This window comes from Vibrio renipiscarius (assembly GCF_000827885.1).
Lineage (GTDB): Bacteria > Pseudomonadota > Gammaproteobacteria > Enterobacterales > Vibrionaceae > Vibrio > Vibrio renipiscarius.
Genome location: NZ_JTKH01000009.1, coordinates 33,789 through 58,588, shown reverse-complemented (window position 1 = coordinate 58,588; position 24,800 = coordinate 33,789). Strand labels below are relative to the sequence as shown.

Below are 24,800 nucleotides of genomic sequence, written 5' to 3'. Positions count from 1 at the left end.
ACCTTTTTACCGATAATCGCTTTAATTTCCCTGAGCTCTCGCTCAGGGAATAAAGAGATTACTCTTCGTCTTCTAGCTCGATGTTGATACCTAGCGAGCGAATCTCTTTCAACAATACGTTGAATGATTCTGGCATGCCAGGTTCCATGCTGTGGTTACCGTCTACGATGTTTTTGTACATCTTAGTACGGCCGTTAACGTCATCTGACTTAACGGTTAGCATTTCTTGAAGCGTGTAAGCAGCACCGTATGCTTCTAGTGCCCATACTTCCATCTCACCGAAACGCTGACCACCGAACTGAGCTTTACCACCAAGTGGTTGCTGAGTTACTAGGCTGTACGAACCAGTAGAACGAGCGTGCATCTTGTCGTCAACAAGGTGGTTTAGTTTCAGCATGTACATGTAACCAACAGTTACAGGACGCTCAAACTCATCACCAGTACGACCATCAAACAACTTAAGCTGACCAGATGTTGGCAGGTCTGCTAGCTCTAGAAGAGCTTTGATTGATGATTCAGGTGCACCATCAAATACTGGTGTTGCGATTGGTAGACCACCACGTAGGTTGCCGATCAATGTACGCACTTCAGCATCAGATAGAGAAGCAATGTCTACTGTCTGGCGAGTTTCGCCTAGGTCGTAAACTTTTTGCAGGAATTCGCGGAATTTCGCTAGCTCTTGCTGCTCTTTCACCATCTTGTTGATTTTCTCACCGATACCTTTCGCTGCCAGACCTAAGTGAACTTCTAGGATCTGACCGATGTTCATACGCGAAGGTACACCCAGCGGGTTAAGTACGATGTCTACCGGTTGACCGTTTTCATCGTATGGCATGTCTTCAACAGGGTTGATCTTAGAGATTACACCCTTGTTACCGTGACGGCCTGCCATCTTATCACCAGGCTGAATGCGACGTTTAACCGCAAGGTAAACCTTAACGATCTTCAGTACGCCAGGTGCTAGATCATCACCTTGTGTGATCTTACGACGCTTAGTTTCAAACTTCTTATCGAAGTCTGCACGTAGCTCGTCATACTGCTCTGCTAGTTGCTCAAGCTGAGTCTGTAGAGCATCATCTTCAAGCGTTAGCTCTAGCCACTTCTTACGATCAGTCGTGCCTAGTTTCGCTTCAGAGTAACCACCATCTAGCAATACAGAGCGAACGCGGTTAAGAAGGCCACCCTCAAGAATCTGGAATTCTTCAGTTAGGTCTTTCTTCGCTTCTTTCAGCTGCATTTGTTCAATTTCAAGCGCACGCTTGTCTTTCTCTACGCCATCGCGAGTGAAAACTTGAACATCGATGATCGTACCTGAAACTGAGTTTGGTACGCGTAGAGACGTATCTTTAACGTCTGACGCTTTCTCACCGAAGATTGCACGTAGTAGCTTCTCTTCAGGTGTTAGCTGAGTTTCACCTTTAGGCGTGACTTTACCTACAAGGATGTCACCGCCTTTCACTTCCGCACCGATGTAAACGATACCTGACTCGTCTAGTTTAGACAGAGCAGATTCACCTACGTTTGGAATGTCAGCTGTGATTTCTTCAGCACCAAGCTTAGTATCACGCGCCACACAAGATAGTTCTTGAATGTGGATTGTCGTGAAACGGTCTTCTTGAACTACGCGCTCAGATACTAAGATCGAGTCTTCGAAGTTGTAACCATTCCAAGGCATGAATGCGATACGCATGTTCTGACCAAGCGCTAGCTCACCAAGGTCTGTTGAAGGACCATCAGCAAGAACGTCGCCACGAGCAACCGGTTCGCCAGGCATTACACATGGGCGTTGGTTGATACACGTGTTTTGGTTAGAACGAGTGTATTTTGTTAGGTTGTAGATATCGATACCAGCTTCGCCAGGTACCAATTCTTCTTCGTTCACTTTAATAACGATACGAGAAGCATCTACAGACTGAACAGAACCACCACGTTTCGAAACAACAGTAACACCAGAGTCAACTGCGATGTTACGTTCAATACCAGTACCAACTAGCGGCTTATCAGCACGTAGAGTTGGAACCGCCTGACGTTGCATGTTCGCGCCCATCAAGGCACGGTTCGCATCATCGTGTTCTAGGAACGGGATAAGCGATGCCGCGATAGATACTACCTGGTTCGTTGCAACGTCCATGTACTGGGCGTGTTCACGAGGGTGAAGACCAGATTCACCTTTCTGACGAGCAGTGATTAGCTCATCATCAAATGTACCTTCTTCAGTCAATTTCGTGTTCGCCTGAGCGATAACGTATTGACCTTCTTCGATTGCAGATAGGTAATCTACTTCGTCAGTTACAACGCCATCTACTACGCGACGGTACGGAGTTTCTAGGAAACCGTATTCGTTACAACGCGCAAACGCAGATAGTGAGTTGATCAAACCGATGTTTGGACCTTCTGGCGTTTCGATCGGACATAGACGACCGTAGTGAGTTACGTGTACGTCACGTACTTCAAAGCCAGCGCGTTCACGAGTAAGACCGCCAGGACCCAATGCAGAAATACGACGTTTGTGCGTCACTTCTGATAACGGGTTGTTTTGGTCCATAAACTGTGAAAGCTGTGAAGAGCCAAAGAATTCTTTAACCGCTGCTGAAATAGGCTTAGCGTTGATTAGATCTTGAGGCATGATTGCATCAAGGTCACCAAGGCTTAGGCGCTCTTTCACTGCACGTTCAACACGTACAAGACCAACACGGAATTGGTTCTCAGCCATTTCGCCAACTGAACGGATACGACGGTTGCCAAGGTGGTCGATATCGTCCACTTCGCCTTTACCGTTACGAATCGAGATCAGCTTCTTCATCACTTCGATGATATCTAGCTCGTCTAGCGTACCTTGCTCGTCTGCGTCAGCACGACCAATTGAGCTGTTGAACTTCATACGGCCAACAGTCGATAGATCGTAGCGCTCTTCAGAGAAGAATAGGCTTTCGAACAAAGATTCAGCCGCTTCTTTCGTTGGCGGCTCGCCAGGGCGCATCATGCGGTAGATTTCTACCAGTGCAGAAATACGATCAACAGTGCTGTCAACGCGTACCGTTTCTGACATGAATGGGCCGTGGTCTAGATCGTTCGTGAATAGAACTTCTAGCGCTTTGTGGCCAGCTTGAGATAGGTTCGCTAACGCTTCAAGACTGATCTCTTGGTTAGCAGAAACGATCACTTCGCCAGTCGCTTCGTTTACGTAATCTTGTGCCGCAACTTTACCAACGATGTACTCAACAGGTACTTCGATGTGGTCAACGCCTTCTTTTTCAAGTTGACGAATATGACGCGCAGTTACGCGGCGACCTTGCTCGATGTAAACTTTGCCGTTTGCTTCAATATCAAATGAAGCCGTCTCACCACGTAGACGCTCTGGGATCAACTCCATTAATAGAGTTTGATCTTTCACTTGGAAGTTAACTTTCTCGAAGAATAGATCAAGGATCTCTTCGGTAGTCTTACCAAGTGCACGTAGGATGATTGACGCAGGTAGTTTACGACGACGGTCGATACGTACGTATAAGTTATCCTTAGGATCGAACTCAAAGTCTAACCATGAGCCACGGTAAGGAATGATACGTGCGTTGTATAAAACTTTGCCTGATGAGTGGGTCTTACCCTTATCGCTGTCGAAGAAAACGCCTGGGCTTCTATGCAGCTGGGATACGATAACCCTCTCGGTACCATTAATTACGAAGGTACCATTGTCTGTCATAAGCGGAATTTCGCCCATGTAGACTTCTTGTTCTTTAATGTCTTTTACAGTACCTGCTGGTGCGTCTCGATCAAAGATCACAAGGCGTAGTTTTACGCGTAGTGGCTTCGAATAAGTAACACCGCGAATTTGACATTCTTTAACATCAAAAACTGGCTCACCAAGACGATAGCTAACGTATTGCAGCTCGGAATTGCCGTTGTAGCTCTGAATTGGAAAAACAGAACGGAAAGCAGCTTCAAGACCGTATTGTCCTTCAGGATCCTGTTCGATAAATTTTTCGAACGAATCGAGCTGGATCGATAGAAGGTATGGAATGTCCAAAACTTGCGGACGAGTACCAAAGTCCTTACGGATGCGCTTTTTCTCGGTATAAGAGTAAACCATGGGGTTCCTCAGCTCGCTGATAAGTGACCCAAACTGTCCGCCTGACGGGTGGGACAGTGACTAACAACTGTTTACTGTAGTCTCACGTCATTCGATGAATATCATGAGTTTTGCTCGGATAAAGGTGCTTAAACAGCGGGAAAATTCACCTAGACCCTACAGCGCAAAAAGGCCGGTGGTTAATAAACCACCAGCCATTAGCCTTACGGCTATGAAATTAAGTAATAATTACTTGATTTCAACAGAAGCGCCAGCTTCTTCTAGCTGTGCTTTAAGAGCTTCAGCTTCAGCTTTCTCTACGCCTTCTTTAAGAGCAGCAGGAGCTGAGTCTACAAGACCTTTAGCTTCTTTAAGGCCTAGACCAGTTGCGCCACGTACAGCTTTGATAACTTGTACTTTGTTAGCGCCAGCAGCAGTTAGGATTACGTCGAATTCAGTTTGCTCTTCAACAGCTGCTGCTGCTGCGCCGCCCGCTACTACAGCAGCTGCTGCAGATACGCCGAATTTCTCTTCCATTGCTTCAATTAGTTCAACAACTTGCATTACAGACATTTCTGCAACTGCGTCTAGGATTTGCTCGTTAGTAATAGACATAACAATTCTCTTTTAAGTCAACAATAAGTTTATTTTGCAACCAGTAAAAAAAGCAAGGCTTACGCCGCAGCTTCTTCTTTTTGATCGCGGATAGCAGCGATAGTACGTACCAATTTCGCAGCAGAAGCTTCTTTCATGCACATCATTAGGCGTGCAATCGCTTCGTCGTAAGTTGGTAGTGTCGCTAGTAGTTCAGCGTCAGTTAGAGCGCCTTCAAATGCAGCAGCTTTGATCTCGAATTCTTTGTTCTCTTTAGCGAAGTCTTTAAAAAGACGCGCTGCAGCACCTGGGTGCTCGTTAGAGAACGCGATTAGAGTAGGACCAGTGAAAGTGTCAGTTAGACACTCGTACTGAGTACCTTCAACCGCACGACGTGCTAGAGTGTTACGAACAACTCGTACATAAACACCAGCTTCACGAGCCTGTTTACGTAGAGAAGTCATTGCACCCACAGCTACACCGCGAGAATCAGCTACAACTGCAGAAAGTGCACCACTGGCAGCTTCGTTGACTTCAGCAACAATTGCTTTTTTGTCTAGAAGGTTTAAAGCCATCTTGGATTTACTCCTGGTTGTTATTACACCACTCACTATTATCACAACAGTGAGAGCTATTTAGGTGCTTCCCAGAAGAAAGTAACTATTTACATAGAGCTTTCTGTCAGTTCGGGCACCATCTACGTAGGATGATTAAGTCAAGCTTTGCAAGCAAAGAAAGACACCTACGGTCTTGGACGGAGACTGGGTCATAATTCAGCAAAACCCGAAAGTTTTACGAACCAAAGTTCAGCCCCAACCACAAATATTAGGCGCAGAATTATACATTAATTTTGCGCCTAAGCAAATATATTACGCTTGAGTGTTCAGGCTAGCCTGTTCAACTGCAACGCCAGCACCCATTGTAGTAGAGATGCTAACTTTCTTCAGGAAAGCGCCTTTCGCTGAAGACGGCTTAGCTTTCTTAAGCGCAACTAGTAGAGCTTCTAGGTTCTCTTGTAGTTGGTTCGCTTCGAAAGAAACTTTGCCGATTGTAGTGTGGATGATACCGTTCTTGTCATTACGGTAACGAACCTGACCAGCTTTAGCGTTCTTAACCGCTTCAGCAACGTTAGGAGTTACAGTACCAACTTTCGGGTTTGGCATCAGACCACGTGGGCCTAGGATTGTACCTAGTTGACCAACAACGCGCATTGCATCTGGAGAAGCAACAACTACGTCGAAGTTCATTTCGCCCTTTTTAACTAGCTCAGCTAGATCTTCCATACCCACTAGGTCAGCGCCAGCTTCTTTAGCAGCTTCAGCGTTTGCACCTTGAGCGAATACAGCAACGCGGATATCACGACCAGTACCGTGTGGTAGCACAGTTGCGCCACGAACGTTTTGGTCAGATTTACGAGCGTCGATACCTAGGTTAACAGCAACGTCAACAGATTCTACGAATTTAGCAGTTGCTAGTTCTTTAAGAAGAGCTACAGCTTCGTTGATGTCGTACTCTTTAGTTACGTCAACTTTTTCGCGAATTACGCGCATGCGCTTAGTAAGTTTTGCCATGATCTTAACCCTCTACCACTAGGCCCATTGAACGAGCAGTACCCGCAATAGAACGTTTCATCGCTTCAATATCAGAACCAGTCATATCAGCAGCTTTAGTTTCTGCGATTTCTTGGATTTGAGCTTCAGTAATCGTGCCCACTTTTTCAGTGTTTGGACGACCAGAACCAGACTTAAGACCAGCTGCCTTCAGAAGAAGAGTTGCAGCAGGAGGAGTCTTAGTGATGAACGTGAAAGAACGGTCACTGTAAACTGTGATAACTACTGGAGTCGGCATGCCTTTCTCAAGAGATTCTGTTTTTGCGTTGAACGCTTTACAGAATTCCATGATGTTAACACCGTGTTGACCTAGAGCAGGACCAACTGGTGGACTTGGGTTTGCAGCGCCAGCAGCAACTTGTAGCTTGATATAAGCTTCAACTTTCTTAGCCATGATATTTCCTAAGTATGGGTTCAAACGCTAATCAACGGATCAGCTCCCCGTTATGTAAAAATCTTTTTGCTTCAACAGAAACAAAAAGGCGCGAAATTATAGTCATAATTCACGCCTTAAACAACCCTCTAAGAGTTGTTTTTTTAATCAAGCTTTTCTACTTGACCGAACTCAAGCTCAACTGGTGTTGCACGACCAAAGATCGATACAGACACCTTCACGCGGCTCTTGTCGTAATCTACTTCTTCAACCGTACCGTTGAAGTCAGCAAATGGACCATCGGTCACGCGAACCACTTCACCCGCTTCGTACATAGTACGTGGACGAGGTGCTTCACTCGCTTTTTCAAGACGATTAAGAATCGCGTCAGCTTCTTTATCAGTGATAGGAGCCGGACGATCAGAGGTACCACCAATGAAGCCCATGACACGCGGAACACTACGCACTAAGTGCCATGATTCATCGTTCATGATCATCTGAACTAACACGTAACCTGGGAAGAACTTACGCTCAGACTTACGACGTTGCCCAGCGCGGATTTCCACTACTTCTTCAGTAGGGACAAGTACTTCACCGAATAGCTCTTCCATGCTATGCATTTTGATATGCTCGCGAAGAGATTGAGCTACACGACCTTCAAAACCAGAGAAGGCTTGAACTACATACCAGCGTTTTTTTGGAGCTTCACTCATGAATAAAAACCCTCTATACCCCAGTCACAAATGCAACAAGACGAACCATAATGCCGTCAATGCCCCAAAGTGCTAGAGCCATTACAATACTTACAGCTAAAACGATCAGTGTCGTTTGCAGAGTTTCTTGACGCGTTGGCCAAACCACTTTACGAACTTCCATACGAGATTCTTTCGCAAACACGATCGAAGCTTTACCTTTAGTTGTTGTAGCCGCAACACCAAGTGCTGCTGCAATTAGTACAACAACGCCTGCAGCACGAATAACTACAGACATATCACCATACAGGTAATTACCCACAACAGCGGCAGTTAGCAGAACAAAAGTGATTACCCACTTAAAGATATCTGCGCCATTTGAGCTCTCAGGAGTTTCAGCATTATTTGCTTTCATAAAACCAACCTGTCACAAGTCTTAATATAGACGACAACAACCCCGCTGCTGCAGGGCAAATCCATGAAACGACCAATTTTCTAAAAAATTGACGTCCTCTTTTATTGACCAAAATTACTTTTTGCCAAAAAATTCCTGCTAATGCCTACATGAACAATAATTCAGCAAACATTATTTTTTGTGCAGAAAAAGGGCATCAAATGATGCCCTTTTTGCTACTGGTTCGTCAAATCTTATTCAAGATTTTCTGAAGTCTTCAGCTAATTCCTAAGAATTATTCGAAGATTTTAGCAACAACACCAGCACCTACAGTACGGCCACCTTCACGGATAGCGAAACGTAGGCCATCATCCATTGCGATTGGAGCGATTAGCTCAACGATCATTTGGATGTTGTCGCCTGGCATTACCATTTCTACGCCTTCTGGTAGAGAGATATCACCAGTTACGTCAGTTGTACGGAAGTAGAACTGTGGACGGTAGCCTTTGAAGAACGGAGTATGACGGCCGCCTTCATCTTTAGAAAGTACGTATACTTCTGACTCGAACTTAGTGTGTGGAGTGATTGAACCAGGCTTAGCAAGTACTTGGCCACGTTCAACGTCATCACGCTTAGTACCACGTAGAAGTGCACCAACGTTCTCACCTGCACGACCTTCGTCAAGCAGTTTACGGAACATTTCAACACCAGTACAAGTAGTAGTCGTAGTATCTTTGATACCGATGATTGCTACTTCGTCACCTACGTTTAGGATACCGCGCTCGATACGGCCAGTTACTACTGTACCACGACCTTGGATTGAGAATACGTCTTCGATTGGCATTAGGAATGGCATATCGATTGCACGCTCAGGTTCTGGAATGTAAGAATCTAGAGCTTCTGCAAGTTCAATGATCTTAGCTTCCCACTGCTCTTCGCCGTTTAGTGCGCCTAGTGCAGAACCTTGGATAACTGGTAGGTCATCACCTGGGAAATCGTACTCAGAAAGAAGTTCACGAACTTCCATTTCTACTAGTTCAAGTAGCTCTTCGTCATCTACCATGTCACATTTGTTCATGAATACGATGATGTAAGGGATACCAACCTGACGGCCTAGTAGGATGTGCTCACGAGTTTGAGGCATTGGACCATCAGTTGCAGCAACAACTAGGATACCGCCGTCCATTTGTGCAGCACCAGTGATCATGTTTTTAACATAATCCGCGTGTCCTGGACAGTCTACGTGTGCGTAGTGACGTGCTGGAGTATCGTACTCTACGTGAGAAGTAGAGATTGTGATGCCGCGCTCGCGCTCTTCAGGAGCGTTATCGATTGAAGCGAAGTCACGAGCAGAACCGCCGTATACTTTAGATAGAGTAGTACAGATAGCTGCAGTAAGAGTAGTTTTACCGTGGTCAACGTGGCCGATAGTACCAACGTTTACGTGCGGTTTTACACGTTCAAATTTTTCTTTAGACATGAATAGTCCCTCTAGGTACGGATTTAAGTGGCGCAAATGACCACGTAACCAAACTTATTGGTGATAAAGTATACATCAAAAGGAAAATTTTGCTTTGGGAGCTGGTGCTGATACCCAGAATCGAACTGGGGACCTCATCCTTACCAAGGATGCGCTCTACCGCCTGAGCTATATCAGCAACACTAGTGATTGGAGCGGGCAGCGGGAATCGAACCCGCATCATCAGCTTGGAAGGCTGAGGTAATAGCCATTATACGATGCCCGCACACGTAACTCTTCGAGCTATTTCCTAAAGAATATGGTGGAGGGGGACGGATTCGAACCATCGAAGGCAGTGCCGGCAGATTTACAGTCTGCTCCCTTTGGCCACTCGGGAACCCCTCCAAATTTTTACATTCCATTCTCACTACGGCGTTTCGAAGAAACAGGAGAGAATGGTGCCGACTACCGGAATCGAACTGGTGACCTACTGATTACAAGTCAGTTGCTCTACCTACTGAGCTAAGTCGGCATAAGTGGTGCGCATTCTATTGAATGATTTTCTACCTTGCAAGGGTAAATTTGAAAAAAGTATTTTTTTTATCAATTTTCTCTTCACTTGCCGATTTTTCATGCAATTATTATCGTAAAAAACAATTCTGGAGCGTCTGTCATTTTCTTTCTCTTTCGCTTGATGTATTTTCCCCCCTCAGTGCGATAAATCGATTAGGGAAACTATGACGCCATACCTCTCTTTTAATAGGCAGCAATGGGCTGAGCTCAGAAATTCAGTACCCATGACTTTGTCTGAACAAGACTTAAAAGAGCTGCAAGGTGTGAACGAAAGTCTAACCATGGAAGAATCTGTAGAGATTTACCTGCCTTTGGCTCGTTTGCTCAATCTTTATATCGCTGCTCGTCAAAATCGTAACTCGGTCTTGCAAAATTTTCTTGGTGATAAAGCGAAGGATAATGCGCCGCCGTTCATCATTGGCATCGCCGGCAGTGTGGCCGTGGGCAAAAGCACCACCGCTCGACTGCTTAAGGCGTTACTGTCTCGTTGGGATAACCACTCCAAGGTTGAGCTGGTGACCACGGATGGTTTTCTGTATCCAAAGAAGGTGCTGAATGAGCGCGGGATTATGCACCGAAAGGGCTTTCCTGAATCTTACGATATTAAACGCCTCGTCGAATTTGTCTCTGACATCAAATCCGGCAAACCTCATTTGCAGGTTCCGCAATATTCGCATTTGACCTATGACATTACCGATGACGTGAAAGTCATTGACCGCCCCGACGTTTTGATTATCGAAGGGCTCAACGTACTGCAAAGTGGCATGGATTACCCACACGATCCTCATCGTGTCTTTGTCTCTGACTTCCTTGATTTCACTTTGTATGTTGATGCCGATACGGATGTGATTGAAAGCTGGTATATCGCTCGCTTTCTTAAATTCCGTCAAGGTGCTTTTGCTGAGCCAGGATCCTATTTTAGCCACTACACACAGCTGAGTGAGCAAGAGGCCATCAACAAAGCAAAAGAGATTTGGCGCACCATTAACGGCGTTAACCTTCAAGAAAACGTGTTGCCCACAAAGGGGCGCGCACAATTAGTGCTTAAGAAGGGAAAGAATCATTTAGTGGAAGAGATTTTAATTCGTAAATAAACGACATTCCCCCACTCTCTATGTTTGTTTCGTAAAAAAGCCAGAGTTCATCGCTCTGGCTTTTTCTATTATGCGCTGTTGCTAGACTGGGCTTCGGCTATTTCGGCTCGGCGCCATACGAATTGTCGCCGTCTTCGCCTTTTAAGAATCCGCACTCCACCAAAATCCACATACCACACACCAAAGCAGCCAATGAGCTCACCATTTGCAGTGTGGTACTTTGTGCTAATTGGCTTGGATCGTTGGCAGGCACTGTCATGCGGCCAATAATCACTGGAATATTCAATAACAGCCACCAATTGGACTTACCTCGGTCATGCCAACGTTTGGCGGTAATCGCGAGATCGGGAATAAGCACAAAGACCAAAAATACCGGTAAAATCAAATGAGAGTACGCCGGGAATATCTGATTGATCCCCATTGAAAAACCCAAAATCAAGATGTAATAAACCGCATTCCAGATCCAATACACCTTACGTCCAATACGGCCTTGGAAAGAAAACAACAACTCTTTAATCGACATGTCTTTTACCTAAAAACTGAAAAATATATCACCACCGTTAACCACGGTTAATTGACCACTTTTTGAAAACTGTGTTTATCCATATCCCTAACATTGACCGTCAAGCTCGCAATATGCCCAGCTTGCGCTTGTAAAACCGTCATCAGCAGACGAGAAAGCTCTCGCTTTTGTTCCGGCGTCCGACCGTCTAACAATTCAAAGGTAATATGGACAAAATCAGCGCTGTCACCTTCATTGCCCACGATCCAGTTGTGGTAACGCAGCGATCTTGATTTTAATGACGGCGCATCAAACAAACCGGATTGTATCGCAGCATGATGCAGATCTTCTAACAGCCCTTGAACATTCACTCGTTCATCGACTGAATTTGAGTATTCCATAACTAAATGTGGCATATCGTTCCATGACCCCGCATTGTTCTTTGTTATTCGTTTAGCACTAATACCAATTAATGGCCGAAAAACCGAACGGATTGCTTATATTCTGTCTAGCAGATCACTGATAGCCTACCGCGAAGGCTAAGGGGAAGTGAAACGAATCAACTCTCTAATACGATTCTATTAAGAAATGATTCGGGTCATGATCTAGCGTCTTTATTCTGTTATATTCCTACGTAGATTATTTACATTAACACTTTTAATTAATTAATACGGAGATATTCCTATGCGTCGTCCTGTAGTGATGGGTAACTGGAAACTTAATGGTAGCAAAGCAATGGTAACTGAGTTGCTTACTGGTCTTAACGCTGAGCTTGAAGGTGTTGAAGGTGTTGACGTAGCGGTAGCGCCACCTGCGCTATACATTGACCTAGCTGAGCGTCTAATCGCAGAAGGCGGTAACAAGATCATTCTAGGTGCACAAAACACTGACCTAAACAACAGCGGTGCGTTCACTGGCGATATGTCTCCAGCAATGCTTAAAGATTTCGGTGCTACTCACATCATCATCGGTCACTCTGAGCGCCGTGAATACCACGCAGAATCAGACGAGTTCGTTGCGAAGAAATTTGCATTCCTAAAAGAAAATGGCCTAAAACCAGTTTTCTGTATCGGTGAGTCTGAAGCGCAAAACGAAGCTGGCGAAACTGAAGCAGTATGTGCACGTCAAATCAATGCAGTGATCGATGCATACGGCGTTGAAGCGCTAAACGGCGCAATCATCGCTTACGAACCAATCTGGGCAATCGGTACTGGCAAAGCGGCAACGGCAGAAGATGCACAACGCATCCACGCTTCTATCCGTGCAATGATCGCAGCAAAAGACGCTGCAGTTGCTGAGCAAGTAATCATCCAGTACGGCGGTTCTGTTAAGCCAGAAAACGCTGAAGCTTACTTCTCTCAACCAGACATCGACGGCGCTCTAGTTGGCGGCGCAGCACTTGACGCTAAAGGCTTCGCAGCAATCGCTCGCGCAGCAGCGGCAGCAAAAGCGTAATTATCTTGTTTAAGTGAATGCGGCCGTCTTATCTGCGGCATTCCATACAATGAAAATTTGCAAAAAAAGGTCAGCTTCGGCTGGCCTTTTTGTTAGGTGCCAATCGAGAAAAATGAGTTTGTAGCAAATTGCCGCCTTCGTCCTATCCCCACCCGCATGAATCAAGTATTCTACTCTTTTCCTTCCGTTCGATTGTTTTATGCATGATAAACATGGCCTGCTAAGCGACCCTATACCTCAAGTTCTGCGCCAGATGACCCTTCCGATGACGATGGGATTAATTGCGATCTTGATGTTTAACTTAGTCGATACGTTTTTCATTTCATTGCTTGGCACCGATGCCTTAGCCGCGGTCAGTTATACCTTCCCTGTCACCTTTGGCGTCAACTGCATCACCATGGGGATCGGCATTGGTTTATCTACCAATATTGGCCGACTCCTTGGCCAAGGCCAATCTCATGATGCCGCTCGAGTATCCACGCATGGGTTATTGCTGGCAGTGATATTAGTCACTCTCACCTCAGCTCTTGGATTGCTGACCATTGAACCTCTCTTTCTTGCTTTAGGGGCTGAAGCAAAACTCATCCCTTTGATTGCTGAATACATGCAAGTTTGGTACTTCACGATTCCCCTTCTCGTGATCCCAATAGCCGGCAACAGCGCGATTAGAGCCACCGGAGACACCGCAACGCCCGCGAAGATCATGGTGGTCGCCGGAGTCATTAATGGCGTGCTCGATCCGTTATTGATCTTTGGCTATGGTCCTTTCCCTGAATTAGGTATAAAAGGGGCCGCCATCGCCAGTGCGTTTAGTTGGCTAGGGGCGTTATTAGGCGCATTGTTTGTTTTAATTAAACGAGAAAAGTTACTCAGTCGACCGCAAGTACGCCATCTTATTGAAGATTGGAAAATGATTCTGAGCATCGGCACGCCCGCAGCCATGTCGAATGCCATGACCCCTCTTTCTGGTGCGCTACTGATGATGATCCTCTCAAGCCACGGAACCGCCGCCGTCGCCGCTTACGGTGCAGCACAGCGTATTGAATCAATCTTGATCTTAGTTTTGATGTCACTCACTTCGGCATTAACCCCCTTTATGGCACAAAATTTTGGGGCCGGTAATCCTAAACGCAGCTTTGATGGTCAGTTTCTCAGTATGCACTTTGCGCTGGTCTTCCAACTGCTCATGTTTCTTTTCATGGTGCCGTTGAGCATTCCACTGGCTGCGCTTTTTTCTCAAGAAGACAGTGTGCGCCACTTACTGTGGCAGTATCTACTCATTGTGCCATTCAGCTATGGCTTTCAGGGCATCATGATGATGTTGGTTTCTGGGCTAAACTCTCTCCACCAACCTCTTAAAGCGTTTCAATGGAGTGCCATGCGACTGTTTATCTTCACCCTACCAGCCGCTTGGTTTGGTGGCGCGTGGTATGGGATAGAAGGCGTCTTTATCGGTATTGCTCTGGGAAATATTCTTGGGGGAGGACTGGGGTATTGCTACGCATTACACATTCGAAAGCGCACCCTTAAGCAATCAGAGTGCTCACACTAACGCGCTCAGATTTTAGAAACGAAAAAGCCAGCATTACGCTGGCTTTTTACTATCAAAGAGATGGCTTACTCACCGTCTTCCTCGAGCTCTAAATCAATGTTGAGTGGCTCTTGCGACAAAATGATGCCGGTATTATCAGCATAGAGATAATCTTCCGGCAGGAAGGTCACGCCGCCGAAATTCACAGCGACATCGGTTTCACCCTCCGCTTTGCTGGTCGCGCCAACAGGAATAGAAGCTAAGGCTTGGATACCGATACTCATATCTTCCAATTCATCGACTTCACGTACACAACCGTAAACGACAATGCCTTCCCATTCATTTTCTTCTGCTAACGCCGCAATCTCTGCATCAACCAACGCTCGGCGTAGTGAACCACCGCCGTCGACTAACAAAACTCGACCAATGCCGTCTTGCTCCAGAATTTCACGAATGAGGCCGTTATCCTCAAAACACTTAACGGTCGTAACTTGGCCTGCAAACGAAGCACTGCCACCAAAGTTACTGAACATAGGTTCAACCACATCTACTTGTTCTAAGTAGATATCACATAGTGCTGAAGTATTGTATTCCATCGCGATTCATCTCATAGCATTGGTCTGTCAATCGAGTATATCCCCTCATCAAGCCATTGCAATGACAAACGCGGATCAACTTACCAGAGTTTGAGCTATAACAACCCCAGCAAACAGTAGGTTTGTTAACATCGAGCACTTCACCACAATCGGCATCATCGGGGCGATATCGACAGGGCGCTGCGCATTCCACACCGCAAGGCCATGTTTGTATAACACCACCATACTCAATAAAAATGGCAACATTAACCACGTAGGTGCGGGTTGCAGTAGCAAGTACGCCACAAAAGCAACCTCAGCGGCCCCGAGTAAAACAACGTGATATTGCTTCGCGCGATACTGCCCTAAACGAACGGCGACTGTGCGTTTCCCGCATAACGCATCATTGTCAATATCACGCATATTATTGATGTTCAGCACGGCAACGGCCAACAAACCACAACCAATCGCTGGTAGCGCAAGTGACGGATCGACAATACCCGTGTGTAGGAAGAACGTGCCCGCCACACCCAATAAACCAAAGAAGATGAAAACGGAAATATCACCCAGCCCAACATAACCGTAAGGTTTATTTCCCACGGTATAGGCAATCGCCGCCAAAATGGCCAAGAGCCCCAACCCTAAGAAAGCGAGAATACTTTCCCAGTTCGTTAACGCATGCAGCACAAGAATCAAACCGGCGACAACCGTAAATACGATGTTGATGATAATCGCTTGGCGCATGGTTTTTGGTGTCACCGCACCCGATTGAATGGCTCGAGTTGGCCCTAAGCGTGCTTCGTTATCCGTTCCCTTAACCGCATCACCGTAATCATTGGCTAAGTTCGACAATATCTGCAACAAGGTGGCGGTAATAAAGGCCAACAGAGCCACAGACAATGAAAAATGGTGGTGAGAAAAAGCCAATACACTGCCGGTTAAAATAGAAACCAAAGCGAGAGGCAAAGTTTTAGGGCGAGCGGCATCAAGCCAAATTTTCAGCGTTTCTTTCATGCTTATCAATATCGTCGAGAGCTAATAACTAAATTGTGTCATATCAACGTTAGCAGAAAAACAAAAAGGCCACCGAAGTGACCTTTTTAATTTTCCGCAATGAATTACTTCACACGACCTACATATTCTGCAGTACGAGTATCAACTTTGATTACTTCGCCAATCGTGATGAATAATGGAACGCGAACAACAGCACCAGTAGACAATGTTGCAGGTTTACCACCTGTACCTTGCGTATCACCTTTAAGGCCTGGATCTGTGTCAGCCACTTCTAATTCAACGAAGTTTGGTGGCGTTACAACGATTGGGTTACCGTTCCAAAGCGTTAGCATACAAGTGTTGTTTTCTACCAACCACTTAGCGCTCTCACCCACTGCTTTCTTGTCTGCAGCGATTTGATCGAACGTTTCGTTGTTCATGAAGTGATAGAATTCACCGTCGTTGTACAAGTAATCTAGATCGATTTCCATTACGTCAGCCACTTCTACAGTGTCGCCAGACTTGAATGTTTTCTCTAGAACTTTACCGGAAAGTAGCTTACGGATTCTTACGCGGCTAAATGCCTGACCTTTGCCTGGTTTGACAAACTCGTTTTCGAGAATGACACAAGGCTCGTTATCAAGCATAATTTTAAGACCGCCTTTGAATTCATTCGTGCTAACAGTAGCCATTTTTTCCTCTTACCATTCTTCGAGTTAAATTTAATGCCGCACATCATAACCCGAAATGCCGAATCTGTTGAGCAAAACTGGCTCAAACAACTGGCGAATGGGATCTCTGATCCTGCTAAACTTTTGCAACAGCTAGAGATCGATCCTTCACCTTGGCAACACGGATTTGAAGCAAGAACGCTTTTTGCGCAGCGTGTGCCGCAAAGTTTTGTCGATAGAATGGAAAAAGGCAATCCCTTTGATCCGCTTTTACGCCAAGTGTTACCGTTATCAGATGAATTTGCGGTACAAGAAGGCTATAGCAGCGATCCATTAGAAGAACAAAACAATGCGAACCCGGGACTTTTGCATAAATATCGCAATCGCGCCCTGATGATAGTCAAGGGAGGCTGCGCTATTAATTGCCGTTACTGCTTCCGTCGTCACTTTCCTTATCAAGACAACAAAGGCAGTAAAAGTGCTTGGCAACACAGCTTAGATTACATTGCTGCGCACCCAGAGCTGAATGAAGTGATCTTATCTGGCGGAGATCCGCTGATGGCCAAAGATGACGAACTCGCGTGGCTAATGGAAGGCATTGCCAATATTGGGCATATAAAACGACTGCGTATTCATAGCCGCTTACCGGTTGTAATTCCAAGCCGAGTGACCGAAGCCCTATTGACCTTATTTTCGCAAACGCGTCTGTCCGTGGTGCTTGTTACCCACATCAATCATGCGAATGAGATCAACGCAGAGTTCACGGCAAAAATGGAGCAATTAAAAGCCCATGGCGTCACGCTCCTTAACCAAGGCGTGCTACTAAAAGGCGTCAATGACACCGTCGAAGCGCAAGTGAATCTCAGTGAAGCGTTATTTGATGCGCATATCTTGCCTTACTATCTCCACGTACTAGATAAAGTCCAAGGAGCGGCGCACTTCTTTGTCGATGATCATCAAGCTCGAATGTTAATTCATGGTCTGATTGAGCGCGTCTCCGGCTATCTTGTTCCAAAGTTAACACGAGAAATTGGCGGTCGATCGAGTAAAACACCGTTAGATTTATATTTGGAATAAAATCAAACGGGTACCTCTCGTTTAAGCCAAAAACTTTGGTAGTATATTTTCACCATTCATTTACATGCCAGATCGCGATGAAACGACCCAATATTGGTTTTACTCTGATTGAGTTGGTGATTGTTATTGTGGTCATTGCCACTCTTGCCGTCACCGCAATACCGCGCTTGATTAATTTGCAAGTAGATGCGCGGATTGCGGCACTCAATGGCTTAAAGCGGGGCATGCAAAGCGCAAGTGACATGATCTACCCGCTTGCGATTCAACAAGGTTTGGCCGAAATGAGTAGCGCCACAATCACCATTGATAACGAAAAAATTAAGCTTGTCTACGGTTACCCAGAGGCCAATTCGAGTGAGGCTTGGAGCCACCTTATCAGCGGGACTTTTGAGAATAGCCAGTGGAATCCAGAACGCCCTGCCGATTGGTATTTTACCAATAATCCAAGCGAGAATTTTATTCGCTTTATGACTAAGTCACGTAAAAAGGCTGATGACAACTGCCTCTTGATCTATACCGAAGCGACGGAAACGACCTCACCGACTTTTGAATTGATCACAACCGGTTGCTAACCGAGTCACGAGCAGCCACGCTCAGACATAAAAAAACCACCTTAGTAGGTGGTTTTTTATATTCACTGGATCTTACTGGTCACATCATCGCTTAGAAAAGCTCTTCTGCTACCTTGTAAAGATCGTTACGCACTGGGCGTTTCATGTTCTCGATCGCATCGATGATATCGTGGTGAACAAGTTGTTCTTTTTGGATACCCACACAACGACCACCGTGACCTTCCATCAATAGGTGAACGGCGTAGTTACCCATGCGAGATGCAAGAACGCGGTCAAACGCCGTTGGACGACCACCACGTTGGATATGGCCAAGTACGGTCGCGCGAGTTTCACGACCCGTCGCCGCTTCAATCTCTTTTGCCAACTCGTTGGCATCCATCATCAGCTCAGTCAGCGCGATGATCGCGTGCTTTTTGCCTTTATCGATACCATCTTGAATGTTGCGAATTAGCTTCTCTTTATCAAGACCAGTTTCAGGAGTAATGATGTACTCACAACCGCCTGCAATTGCTGACATAAGAGTAAGATCACCACAGTGGCGACCCATGATTTCAACAATCGAAATACGTTGGTGAGAAGAAGAAGTATCACGTAGACGGTCAATTGCATCAATAACGGTATTCAGTGCCGTTAGGTAACCAATCGTGTAATCAGTACCTGCGATATCGTTGTCAATTGTGCCAGGCAGACCGATACATGGGTAGCCCATCTCAGTTAGCTTCTTGGCGCCCATGTAAGAGCCATCACCACCGATAACAACCAATGCGTCAATGCCGTGTTTTTTCAGGTTTTCGATTGCCTGTTCACGCACTTCTACTTCTTTAAACTCAGGAAAACGTGCTGAACCTAGGAATGTGCCACCTTTGTTGATGACATCAGAAACACTTGAACGATCTAGCGGTACAATACGGTCTTCATAAAGGCCCAAGTAGCCGTCTTGTACACCGTAAACTTCTAAACCTTCAGACAATGCTGTGCGCACTACACCGCGAACTGCTGCGTTCATACCAGGAGCGTCGCCGCCACTCGTTAAAACACCGATCTTCTTAATCATGCTCACCCTCAATTTTTTGGGAATCTTGTTTAATTTTTTACGCTAGAGGCTTATGAATCAAGCCGCTATCCAGATTCTTTTCGCTGTGCAACATGTTACCGTTCCCGATTAGGAATACTACCAATATTTGCACGAAACTTTGTAAGTTTTCTATTTGTGTAAGAGTATTACAGGTTTATCTATTCACTTTGTTGATACATGTCAGGATCACGTTTATTTATTTTTCTGCTAAAAATATAGACAATAAACCACTTACATTTCAAACTAATTTCATTACCAATCCGCTGATTTTTGCAGGCGTTCAGAAGTATAAACAACGGAATATGGGTCTTGGTGAATGAGGATATCTGCTTGCGGAAATGCAGCCAGTAAACTTCGTTCCACATTATCTGAAATGCGATGCGCTTCGATTAACTGGATATGATCTTCGAGCTCTAAGTGCAATTGGATAAAACGCACCGGCCCTGACATCCGAGTTCGCAATTGATGAACACCTAACACCCCCGGAACTTGCAAACATTCGTATTTGATTTGAGCTAATTCTTCTTCAGGAAGTTGGCGATCGAGCAAAGTTTGCGTCGCCTCTGTGACCATTCTGAATGCGCTGTACAAAATAAAGAAGCCAATACCCACAGCAAACACCGCATCCGCCTGGCCAATCCCCGCCCAGCTCAACCCTAGCGCGACCATAATCGCGGCATTCATATAAAGGTCGGTTTGATAGTGCAGCGAGTCAGCCGCAATCGCTTGGCTGCCCGTTTTGCGAACGACTTGTTTTTGAAAAAGCACTAAACCAAATGTCATCACCATCGCAAACAAGCTGACATAAACGCCCAGCTCTGGCGAATGAAGTTCGCTCGGGCGGAAAAAACGCTCTACGCCGTTTAGGATAAGGAATACCGCAGAACCGGAGATGAACATCGCTTGAGCAAGCGCGGCTAATGATTCCGCTTTGCCATGGCCAAACCGGTGCTCTTTATCTGCCGGTTGTAGCGAATAGCGGATAACCACAAGATTCACCACCGAGGCGGCAATATCTAACATGGAATCAATTAAAGAAGCGAGCAGACTAACCGAGCCGGTCACCCACCAAACCACCAATTTCACGATCAATAATAATGTTGCGACTATCGTTGCGGTCCATGCCGCTAACGTAACTAATTTTCCGTAATCTTGTTTCATCACTTTATATTCATCTTCAATGATGCGCTAATTATACCCAAGTGACCTTAAGATGCAGCCTTGATATGCGAATTAGGTTAACAAAACATCGCACTTTCCCACCCCTACACGATCAATAAACGCAACAAAGCAGCCCATCGGCTGCTTTGTTTTTCTTACGCTATGTCGATATCACGCAAATGATTAATGGTGATTTTTACGTTTCTCACCGCATTTTTCCATGCGTTCTTTGCTTAACTCGACAAACTTGGTTTTTTGTTCAGGTGTCAGTACGTTCAGCATTTGGTGCTGCTTCTCAAGCATCTTCACTTTACGCTCCGTTTGCTTCTCTACCATATTTTTTGCCAACGCATTTGCCGCTGCTTCATCGAAATTATCCGCGAGAACCAATTGTTGCACTTTCTCATGCTGCGCTTGGCGCTCAGCTTTACGAGTATCAGATGTCTCTGCGAATTTCGCTTTCATCTCTGCTTTGTTGGTTTCGCGCATCTCTTTAAGTTGCGTTTTTTGTGCATCCGTCAGGTCTAGTTTTTTGAAGATGCCGCGATCCATACCGCCCTGACAACCACCACGATGCTCACCTTTACCGCCGTAAGCAAACGCGCTTGCCGACGCAAATGCGAGAGGAATAACTGCTGCAGCTAGAACCAATTTTTTTACTGTTTTCATAATCATTACTCTTTTTGTGTTAGTCGGGCTGCATGAGCAGCGCATGAACATAGATTAGCCCACCCAAAGTAAAGCGACGTCTAGAGAGCGTAAAGATTCGTAAAGAGCGATATTTACGCTAATGATTAAGCATAATAATCAGTAAACTAAACTCATCAATACCAACCACTAGGGCTGCTTAATGGCACATATCTTATTAATTGATGACGACACTGAACTTACCGCTCTTCTTAAAGAGGTACTCAGCTTTGAGGGCTTTACCGTGTCTGAAGCCAATGATGGCAAGGCAGGCCTAGCAGCGCTCACCCCCGAAATAGATCTGATTCTGCTTGATGTAATGATGCCGGTATTAAACGGTACTGAAACCTTAAAACGCATTCGTGAAAACTGGGAAACCCCCGTTCTCATGCTGACCGCCAAGGGTGAGGAAATTGATCGAGTGATCGGTTTAGAGCTTGGCGCTGATGATTATTTGCCAAAACCATTCAGCGATCGTGAACTATTAGCCCGTATTCGAGCCATTTTACGTCGCACTCAATCCGCCATCACAACCAAGCCAAGCGATCGTTTGATCTATCAAGATATTGAAGTCATTCCCGGCAAACAAGAAGCCTATTGCCAAGCGCAACTGCTCGACTTAACCACGACTGAATTTGCCTTATTGAGTCACTTTATTGTCCATCCAGGGGAAACCATTACGAAAGAGGTGCTGAGTTTAGATGTATTAGGTAAACGTCTATCAGCCTTTGATCGTGCAATCGACATGCACGTTTCAAACTTACGTAAGAAACTGCCGGAACGAAATGATGGCAAACCGCGTATAAAAACACTGCGCGGCCGCGGCTACCTATTGGTGGAGGAAGACTAATGCGTCTACCGCGTATCACTAGCCTTTATGGGCGTATTTTTGCCATTTTTTGGCTGACGATGTTTTTGGTGGTGATTGCGGTATTGGCATTGCCACACCTTGATCCTCGTAAACCCCACTCCGTGCCACAAGCCAACCTGGCCAAGATGTCTCTCTTTGCCGAGCGTATTGAAAAGCACTATCAAGGGGTGACCACCCTCGCTCAAGTCTTGCGTGATATCGAAAAAGATCGCCCATCAAAGCGAGACCCGCGCCCACGCTACTTTATTACGGATCTTGAGGGCAATATTCTTACGCCTCAAAAACAACGCGACTTTAAAACACGAGGATTGCAAAACCTCATTTCAACCATCGAGTCACCTAACGATCCTCAACAACGTCTCTATGGGCACTACATGGTGGCGGGGCCGATTCCTATCACCCTCGCCAACCAGCCGTTGCACATGTTTTTGGCTTCTAAGTGGGATCAGCCTCCACCGTTTTTATTACGCATGTTCGATAGACCATTTCAATTGCTGTTTGCCGTGATGATCGCCAGTACGCCATTATTACTCTGGTTAGCTTGGGCATTGAGCCAACCCGCGCGTAAACTCGAACGCGCAGCAAGACGCGTTGCAAAAGGCGAATTTGTGGTTGATCCGAGCTTAGAAAAAGGCACGAGTGAATTTCGCCAAGCGGGCTCCGCATTTAACCAAATGGTGCAAGACGTCAATCAAATGATCTCCGGTCAGCAACGCTTGTTGTCTGATATTTCTCACGAACTTCGCTCACCACTCACCCGTTTAAGAATGGCGACGGCACTCGCAACCCGCAAGCAAGGCGAGAGCGCTGAGCTCACGCGGATAGACACCGAAGCACAGCGATTGGAGCAGATGATTTCAGAATTACTCGAACTCTCTCGCATGCAGTTAGATAGCCATACCGATCGTGAAATACAGCCACTTTCCAGTCTTTGGGAAGCGATATTAAGCGATGCACAATTTGAAGCCGAACAAATGGGCAAAATTCTTAATTACTCTGCCATCCCAGAGCAAAGCATTTCGGGCAAACCGAAACTGCTGATGAGCGCCCTAGACAATATTGTGCGAAATGCCATTCATTACAGCCTTGATACCATTGATGTGGCAATCACGGTCACTAAAGAACAGGTAACAGTCACCGTCGATGACAATGGCGATGGCGTACCGGAAGAAGAGCTGCAAGCCATCTTTAGACCTTTCTACCGCGTATCGACGGCGCGCGACCGCGTCAGTGGTGGGACAGGGTTAGGATTGGCCATTACCGAAAGTGCCGTGCGCCAACATAGTGGTACGATCGAAGCCTCCCGTAGCCCGCTCGGTGGGTTGAGAGTGATCATTTGTCTCCCTCTGGGATGGGATTGATCTTCGTTACGATCAAACCCATCCAAACATTCAAGTGTGGCCCATCAAAATAGGGCCATCACTGAATGTTCAAGACTATTAAGCTCCTGCTCATTCAAGCATCCTGTTATACTCATGCGCAGTTTTTACTCACACAGACTCAATGCATGTTTGATATCGCCCTTTATGAACCAGAAATCGCCCCAAATACGGGCAATATAATCCGTCTATGCGCCAACTGTGGTGCGAACTTACATCTCATTGAGCCGCTGGGTTTTGATTTGGAAGAGAAAAAAGTGCGCCGCGCGGGCTTGGATTACCATGATTTAGCGCGAGTTAAACGCCATAAAGATCTTCAAGCTTTTCTCGATTATCTCGAACATGAGCGTGCTGGTCAGTACCGTATTTTTGCATGCACGACGAAAACCACCGGTCATCACGTTGACGCGAAGTTCGCTGAAGGCGATGTACTGCTGTTTGGTCCTGAAACTCGTGGCTTGCCTGCGGAGTTAATTGAAAGCCTGCCAATGGAGCAGCGCCTTCGCATTCCGATGATGCCTGACGCTCGCAGTTTGAACCTGTCGAATGCCGTCGCGATTATTGCGTATGAAGCATGGCGTCAAATGGGCTTTAAAGGAGCACTCTAAGCCCCGCTTGAAACACAAAAAAAGGCGCCGAGGCGCCTTTTTCTATTGAGTCATTATTTAGTTCAGCTTATTGCGATCATTCTCGTCTTTACGCTCAAACTCACCTTCAAAGGTGTTGCCATCTTTCGATTGCTCAAACGGATTACGCTGAAATGGGTCTTGACCAAAACCATCTTGAGAGCCAAAACCACCTTGGTTAGTAAAACCGCCGTGGAAACCGCCACCGACCGATTTCACCACCATCTTACTCATCAAGTATTTAGCGATAGCAGCACGTGGCGCAGGCAATAACACCAACATACCCAATGCATCAGTCATAAAGCCCGGTGTCAGTAGTAACACACCAGCAACAGCCAACATCACACCTTCAAAAATTTGCTGCGCAGGCAGTTCACCTTGTTGTAAGCGATTTTGCACATTCATTAAGGTTTGCAAACCTTGGCTACGCACCAAAGACGCCCCAACAAATGCCGTAACCAAAACCAGCGCAATGGTTGGCCATAAACCAAGAAACCCGCCGACTTGGATAAATAAGCCGATTTCAATAATTGGAACGAATATAAACAGTAATAATAAGATAGGAAACACACGCCCTCCTTTGTTAAGCACACATTAGCGCTAACTCGCACCAGTCACAATATATTCAGCACGTGAAGTGTTAGAAATCGTGACAGGTAAAAAGATGAAAGCAGGTTACTTACATATTAGCAAACCATGAATCATTCGGATGACACAAGCGCTCATCGTTGTAACAAATCGCCCCTATCTACGCCCACCAAAAATAACAA

Annotated in this window: 25 protein-coding genes and 4 tRNA genes; 8 read left to right on the top strand and 21 right to left on the bottom strand. The window is 45.9% G+C overall.

The window, feature by feature from the left end:
- Positions 1 to 58 precede the first annotated feature (58 nt).
- The 12 genes from rpoB to OJ16_RS08635 form a co-directional block, all read right to left on the bottom strand.
- Positions 59 to 4,087 carry a DNA-directed RNA polymerase subunit beta gene (rpoB, locus tag OJ16_RS08690; protein ID WP_040989463.1) on the bottom strand — a complete coding sequence of 1,343 codons (4,029 nt, stop codon included), beginning with the start codon at positions 4,085 to 4,087 and terminating at the stop codon, positions 59 to 61.
- 228 nt (positions 4,088 to 4,315) lie between these two features.
- Entirely contained in the window at positions 4,316 to 4,681 is a 366-nt protein-coding gene (gene rplL, locus OJ16_RS08685; protein WP_040989461.1) for a 50S ribosomal protein L7/L12, read from the bottom strand.
- 59 nt (positions 4,682 to 4,740) lie between these two features.
- Complete coding sequence (gene rplJ, locus OJ16_RS08680) at positions 4,741 to 5,235, bottom strand: 50S ribosomal protein L10 (RefSeq protein ID WP_040989459.1); 495 nt, start codon at positions 5,233 to 5,235, stop codon at positions 4,741 to 4,743.
- A 294-nt stretch (positions 5,236 to 5,529) separates the two neighbouring features.
- Positions 5,530 to 6,231 carry a 50S ribosomal protein L1 gene (gene rplA / locus OJ16_RS08675; protein WP_040989457.1) on the bottom strand — a complete coding sequence of 234 codons (702 nt, stop codon included), beginning with the start codon at positions 6,229 to 6,231 and terminating at the stop codon, positions 5,530 to 5,532.
- Between the two features lie 4 nt (positions 6,232 to 6,235).
- Positions 6,236 to 6,664 carry a 50S ribosomal protein L11 gene (gene rplK / locus OJ16_RS08670; protein WP_005596690.1) on the bottom strand — a complete coding sequence of 143 codons (429 nt, stop codon included), beginning with the start codon at positions 6,662 to 6,664 and terminating at the stop codon, positions 6,236 to 6,238.
- A gap of 143 nt (positions 6,665 to 6,807) precedes the next feature.
- Positions 6,808 to 7,356 carry a transcription termination/antitermination protein NusG gene (gene nusG / locus OJ16_RS08665; RefSeq protein ID WP_040989451.1) on the bottom strand — a complete coding sequence of 183 codons (549 nt, stop codon included), beginning with the start codon at positions 7,354 to 7,356 and terminating at the stop codon, positions 6,808 to 6,810.
- 13 nt (positions 7,357 to 7,369) lie between these two features.
- Positions 7,370 to 7,750 carry a preprotein translocase subunit SecE gene (secE, locus tag OJ16_RS08660; protein WP_040989449.1) on the bottom strand — a complete coding sequence of 127 codons (381 nt, stop codon included), beginning with the start codon at positions 7,748 to 7,750 and terminating at the stop codon, positions 7,370 to 7,372.
- Between the two features lie 274 nt (positions 7,751 to 8,024).
- On the bottom strand, positions 8,025 to 9,209 hold the full coding sequence (tuf, locus tag OJ16_RS08655) for an elongation factor Tu (protein ID WP_040989447.1): 1,185 nt from the start codon (positions 9,207 to 9,209) through the stop codon (positions 8,025 to 8,027).
- A gap of 102 nt (positions 9,210 to 9,311) precedes the next feature.
- Positions 9,312 to 9,387: transfer RNA gene (locus OJ16_RS08650), tRNA-Thr, on the bottom strand.
- A 12-nt stretch (positions 9,388 to 9,399) separates the two neighbouring features.
- A tRNA-Gly gene (locus OJ16_RS08645) sits at positions 9,400 to 9,474 on the bottom strand.
- A gap of 34 nt (positions 9,475 to 9,508) precedes the next feature.
- Positions 9,509 to 9,593: transfer RNA gene (locus tag OJ16_RS08640), tRNA-Tyr, on the bottom strand.
- A 51-nt stretch (positions 9,594 to 9,644) separates the two neighbouring features.
- Positions 9,645 to 9,720, bottom strand: a tRNA-Thr gene (locus tag OJ16_RS08635).
- 205 nt (positions 9,721 to 9,925) lie between these two features.
- On the opposite strand from OJ16_RS08635, the gene coaA reads away from it, so the two are divergent.
- The gene (gene coaA, locus OJ16_RS08630; RefSeq protein WP_040989445.1) at positions 9,926 to 10,855 is read left to right on the top strand and encodes a type I pantothenate kinase; all 930 of its coding nucleotides are present in this window, start codon (positions 9,926 to 9,928) and stop codon (positions 10,853 to 10,855) included.
- 97 nt (positions 10,856 to 10,952) lie between these two features.
- On the opposite strand, the gene OJ16_RS08625 is transcribed toward coaA, so the two are convergent.
- Complete coding sequence (locus OJ16_RS08625) at positions 10,953 to 11,378, bottom strand: DUF805 domain-containing protein (protein WP_040989443.1); 426 nt, start codon at positions 11,376 to 11,378, stop codon at positions 10,953 to 10,955.
- Between the two features lie 47 nt (positions 11,379 to 11,425).
- Positions 11,426 to 11,773, bottom strand: a complete 348-nt coding sequence (locus tag OJ16_RS08620; RefSeq protein WP_040989441.1) for a 5-carboxymethyl-2-hydroxymuconate Delta-isomerase — start codon at positions 11,771 to 11,773, stop codon at positions 11,426 to 11,428.
- 268 nt (positions 11,774 to 12,041) lie between these two features.
- Here OJ16_RS08620 and tpiA point away from each other — a divergent pair, with 268 nt between their 5' ends.
- Complete coding sequence (gene tpiA / locus OJ16_RS08615; protein ID WP_040989439.1) at positions 12,042 to 12,812, top strand: triose-phosphate isomerase; 771 nt, start codon at positions 12,042 to 12,044, stop codon at positions 12,810 to 12,812.
- A 199-nt stretch (positions 12,813 to 13,011) separates the two neighbouring features.
- Positions 13,012 to 14,364 carry an MATE family efflux transporter gene (locus OJ16_RS08610; protein ID WP_040989437.1) on the top strand — a complete coding sequence of 451 codons (1,353 nt, stop codon included), beginning with the start codon at positions 13,012 to 13,014 and terminating at the stop codon, positions 14,362 to 14,364.
- 65 nt (positions 14,365 to 14,429) lie between these two features.
- Here the strand turns inward: OJ16_RS08610 and rraA are convergent, their stop codons facing one another.
- From rraA to efp, 3 genes are all read right to left on the bottom strand, one after another.
- Entirely contained in the window at positions 14,430 to 14,939 is a 510-nt protein-coding gene (rraA, locus tag OJ16_RS08605; protein WP_040989436.1) for a ribonuclease E activity regulator RraA, read from the bottom strand.
- A 75-nt stretch (positions 14,940 to 15,014) separates the two neighbouring features.
- Positions 15,015 to 15,932, bottom strand: a complete 918-nt coding sequence (locus OJ16_RS08600) for a 1,4-dihydroxy-2-naphthoate polyprenyltransferase (protein ID WP_040989434.1) — start codon at positions 15,930 to 15,932, stop codon at positions 15,015 to 15,017.
- A gap of 104 nt (positions 15,933 to 16,036) precedes the next feature.
- On the bottom strand, positions 16,037 to 16,603 hold the full coding sequence (gene efp / locus OJ16_RS08595; RefSeq protein ID WP_040989432.1) for an elongation factor P: 567 nt from the start codon (positions 16,601 to 16,603) through the stop codon (positions 16,037 to 16,039).
- Between the two features lie 33 nt (positions 16,604 to 16,636).
- On the opposite strand from efp, the gene epmB reads away from it, so the two are divergent.
- Together epmB and OJ16_RS08585 are read left to right on the top strand one after the other, a co-directional pair.
- Positions 16,637 to 17,659 carry an EF-P beta-lysylation protein EpmB gene (gene epmB / locus OJ16_RS08590; protein WP_040989430.1) on the top strand — a complete coding sequence of 341 codons (1,023 nt, stop codon included), beginning with the start codon at positions 16,637 to 16,639 and terminating at the stop codon, positions 17,657 to 17,659.
- 77 nt (positions 17,660 to 17,736) lie between these two features.
- Complete coding sequence (locus tag OJ16_RS08585; protein WP_040989428.1) at positions 17,737 to 18,231, top strand: prepilin-type N-terminal cleavage/methylation domain-containing protein; 495 nt, start codon at positions 17,737 to 17,739, stop codon at positions 18,229 to 18,231.
- 91 nt (positions 18,232 to 18,322) lie between these two features.
- On the opposite strand, the gene pfkA is transcribed toward OJ16_RS08585, so the two are convergent.
- From pfkA to OJ16_RS08570, 3 genes are all read right to left on the bottom strand, one after another.
- Positions 18,323 to 19,285, bottom strand: coding sequence for a 6-phosphofructokinase (gene pfkA / locus OJ16_RS08580; RefSeq protein WP_040989426.1), 963 nt, complete (start codon positions 19,283 to 19,285; stop codon positions 18,323 to 18,325).
- 273 nt (positions 19,286 to 19,558) lie between these two features.
- Complete coding sequence (gene fieF, locus OJ16_RS08575; RefSeq protein ID WP_040989424.1) at positions 19,559 to 20,467, bottom strand: CDF family cation-efflux transporter FieF; 909 nt, start codon at positions 20,465 to 20,467, stop codon at positions 19,559 to 19,561.
- 183 nt (positions 20,468 to 20,650) lie between these two features.
- Positions 20,651 to 21,136 carry a CpxP family protein gene (locus OJ16_RS08570; RefSeq protein WP_040989422.1) on the bottom strand — a complete coding sequence of 162 codons (486 nt, stop codon included), beginning with the start codon at positions 21,134 to 21,136 and terminating at the stop codon, positions 20,651 to 20,653.
- A gap of 181 nt (positions 21,137 to 21,317) precedes the next feature.
- Between OJ16_RS08570 and OJ16_RS08565 the strand changes: the two genes are divergently transcribed.
- The 3 genes from OJ16_RS08565 (at position 21,318) to trmL (ending at position 24,012) form a co-directional block, all read left to right on the top strand.
- On the top strand, positions 21,318 to 22,004 hold the full coding sequence (locus OJ16_RS08565) for a response regulator (RefSeq protein ID WP_040989420.1): 687 nt from the start codon (positions 21,318 to 21,320) through the stop codon (positions 22,002 to 22,004).
- A complete protein-coding gene (gene cpxA / locus OJ16_RS08560; RefSeq protein ID WP_040989417.1) occupies positions 22,004 to 23,386 on the top strand; it encodes an envelope stress sensor histidine kinase CpxA in 1,383 nt (460 codons plus the stop codon). The genes OJ16_RS08565 and cpxA overlap by 1 nt, the downstream gene beginning before the upstream one ends.
- A 146-nt stretch (positions 23,387 to 23,532) precedes the next feature.
- On the top strand, positions 23,533 to 24,012 hold the full coding sequence (gene trmL, locus OJ16_RS08555; protein ID WP_040989415.1) for a tRNA (uridine(34)/cytosine(34)/5-carboxymethylaminomethyluridine(34)-2'-O)-methyltransferase TrmL: 480 nt from the start codon (positions 23,533 to 23,535) through the stop codon (positions 24,010 to 24,012).
- A 57-nt stretch (positions 24,013 to 24,069) separates the two neighbouring features.
- Here trmL and OJ16_RS08550 read toward each other — a convergent pair whose 3' ends face one another.
- Positions 24,070 to 24,600, bottom strand: a complete 531-nt coding sequence (locus OJ16_RS08550) for an FxsA family protein (protein WP_040989413.1) — start codon at positions 24,598 to 24,600, stop codon at positions 24,070 to 24,072.
- Positions 24,601 to 24,800 lie beyond the last annotated feature (200 nt).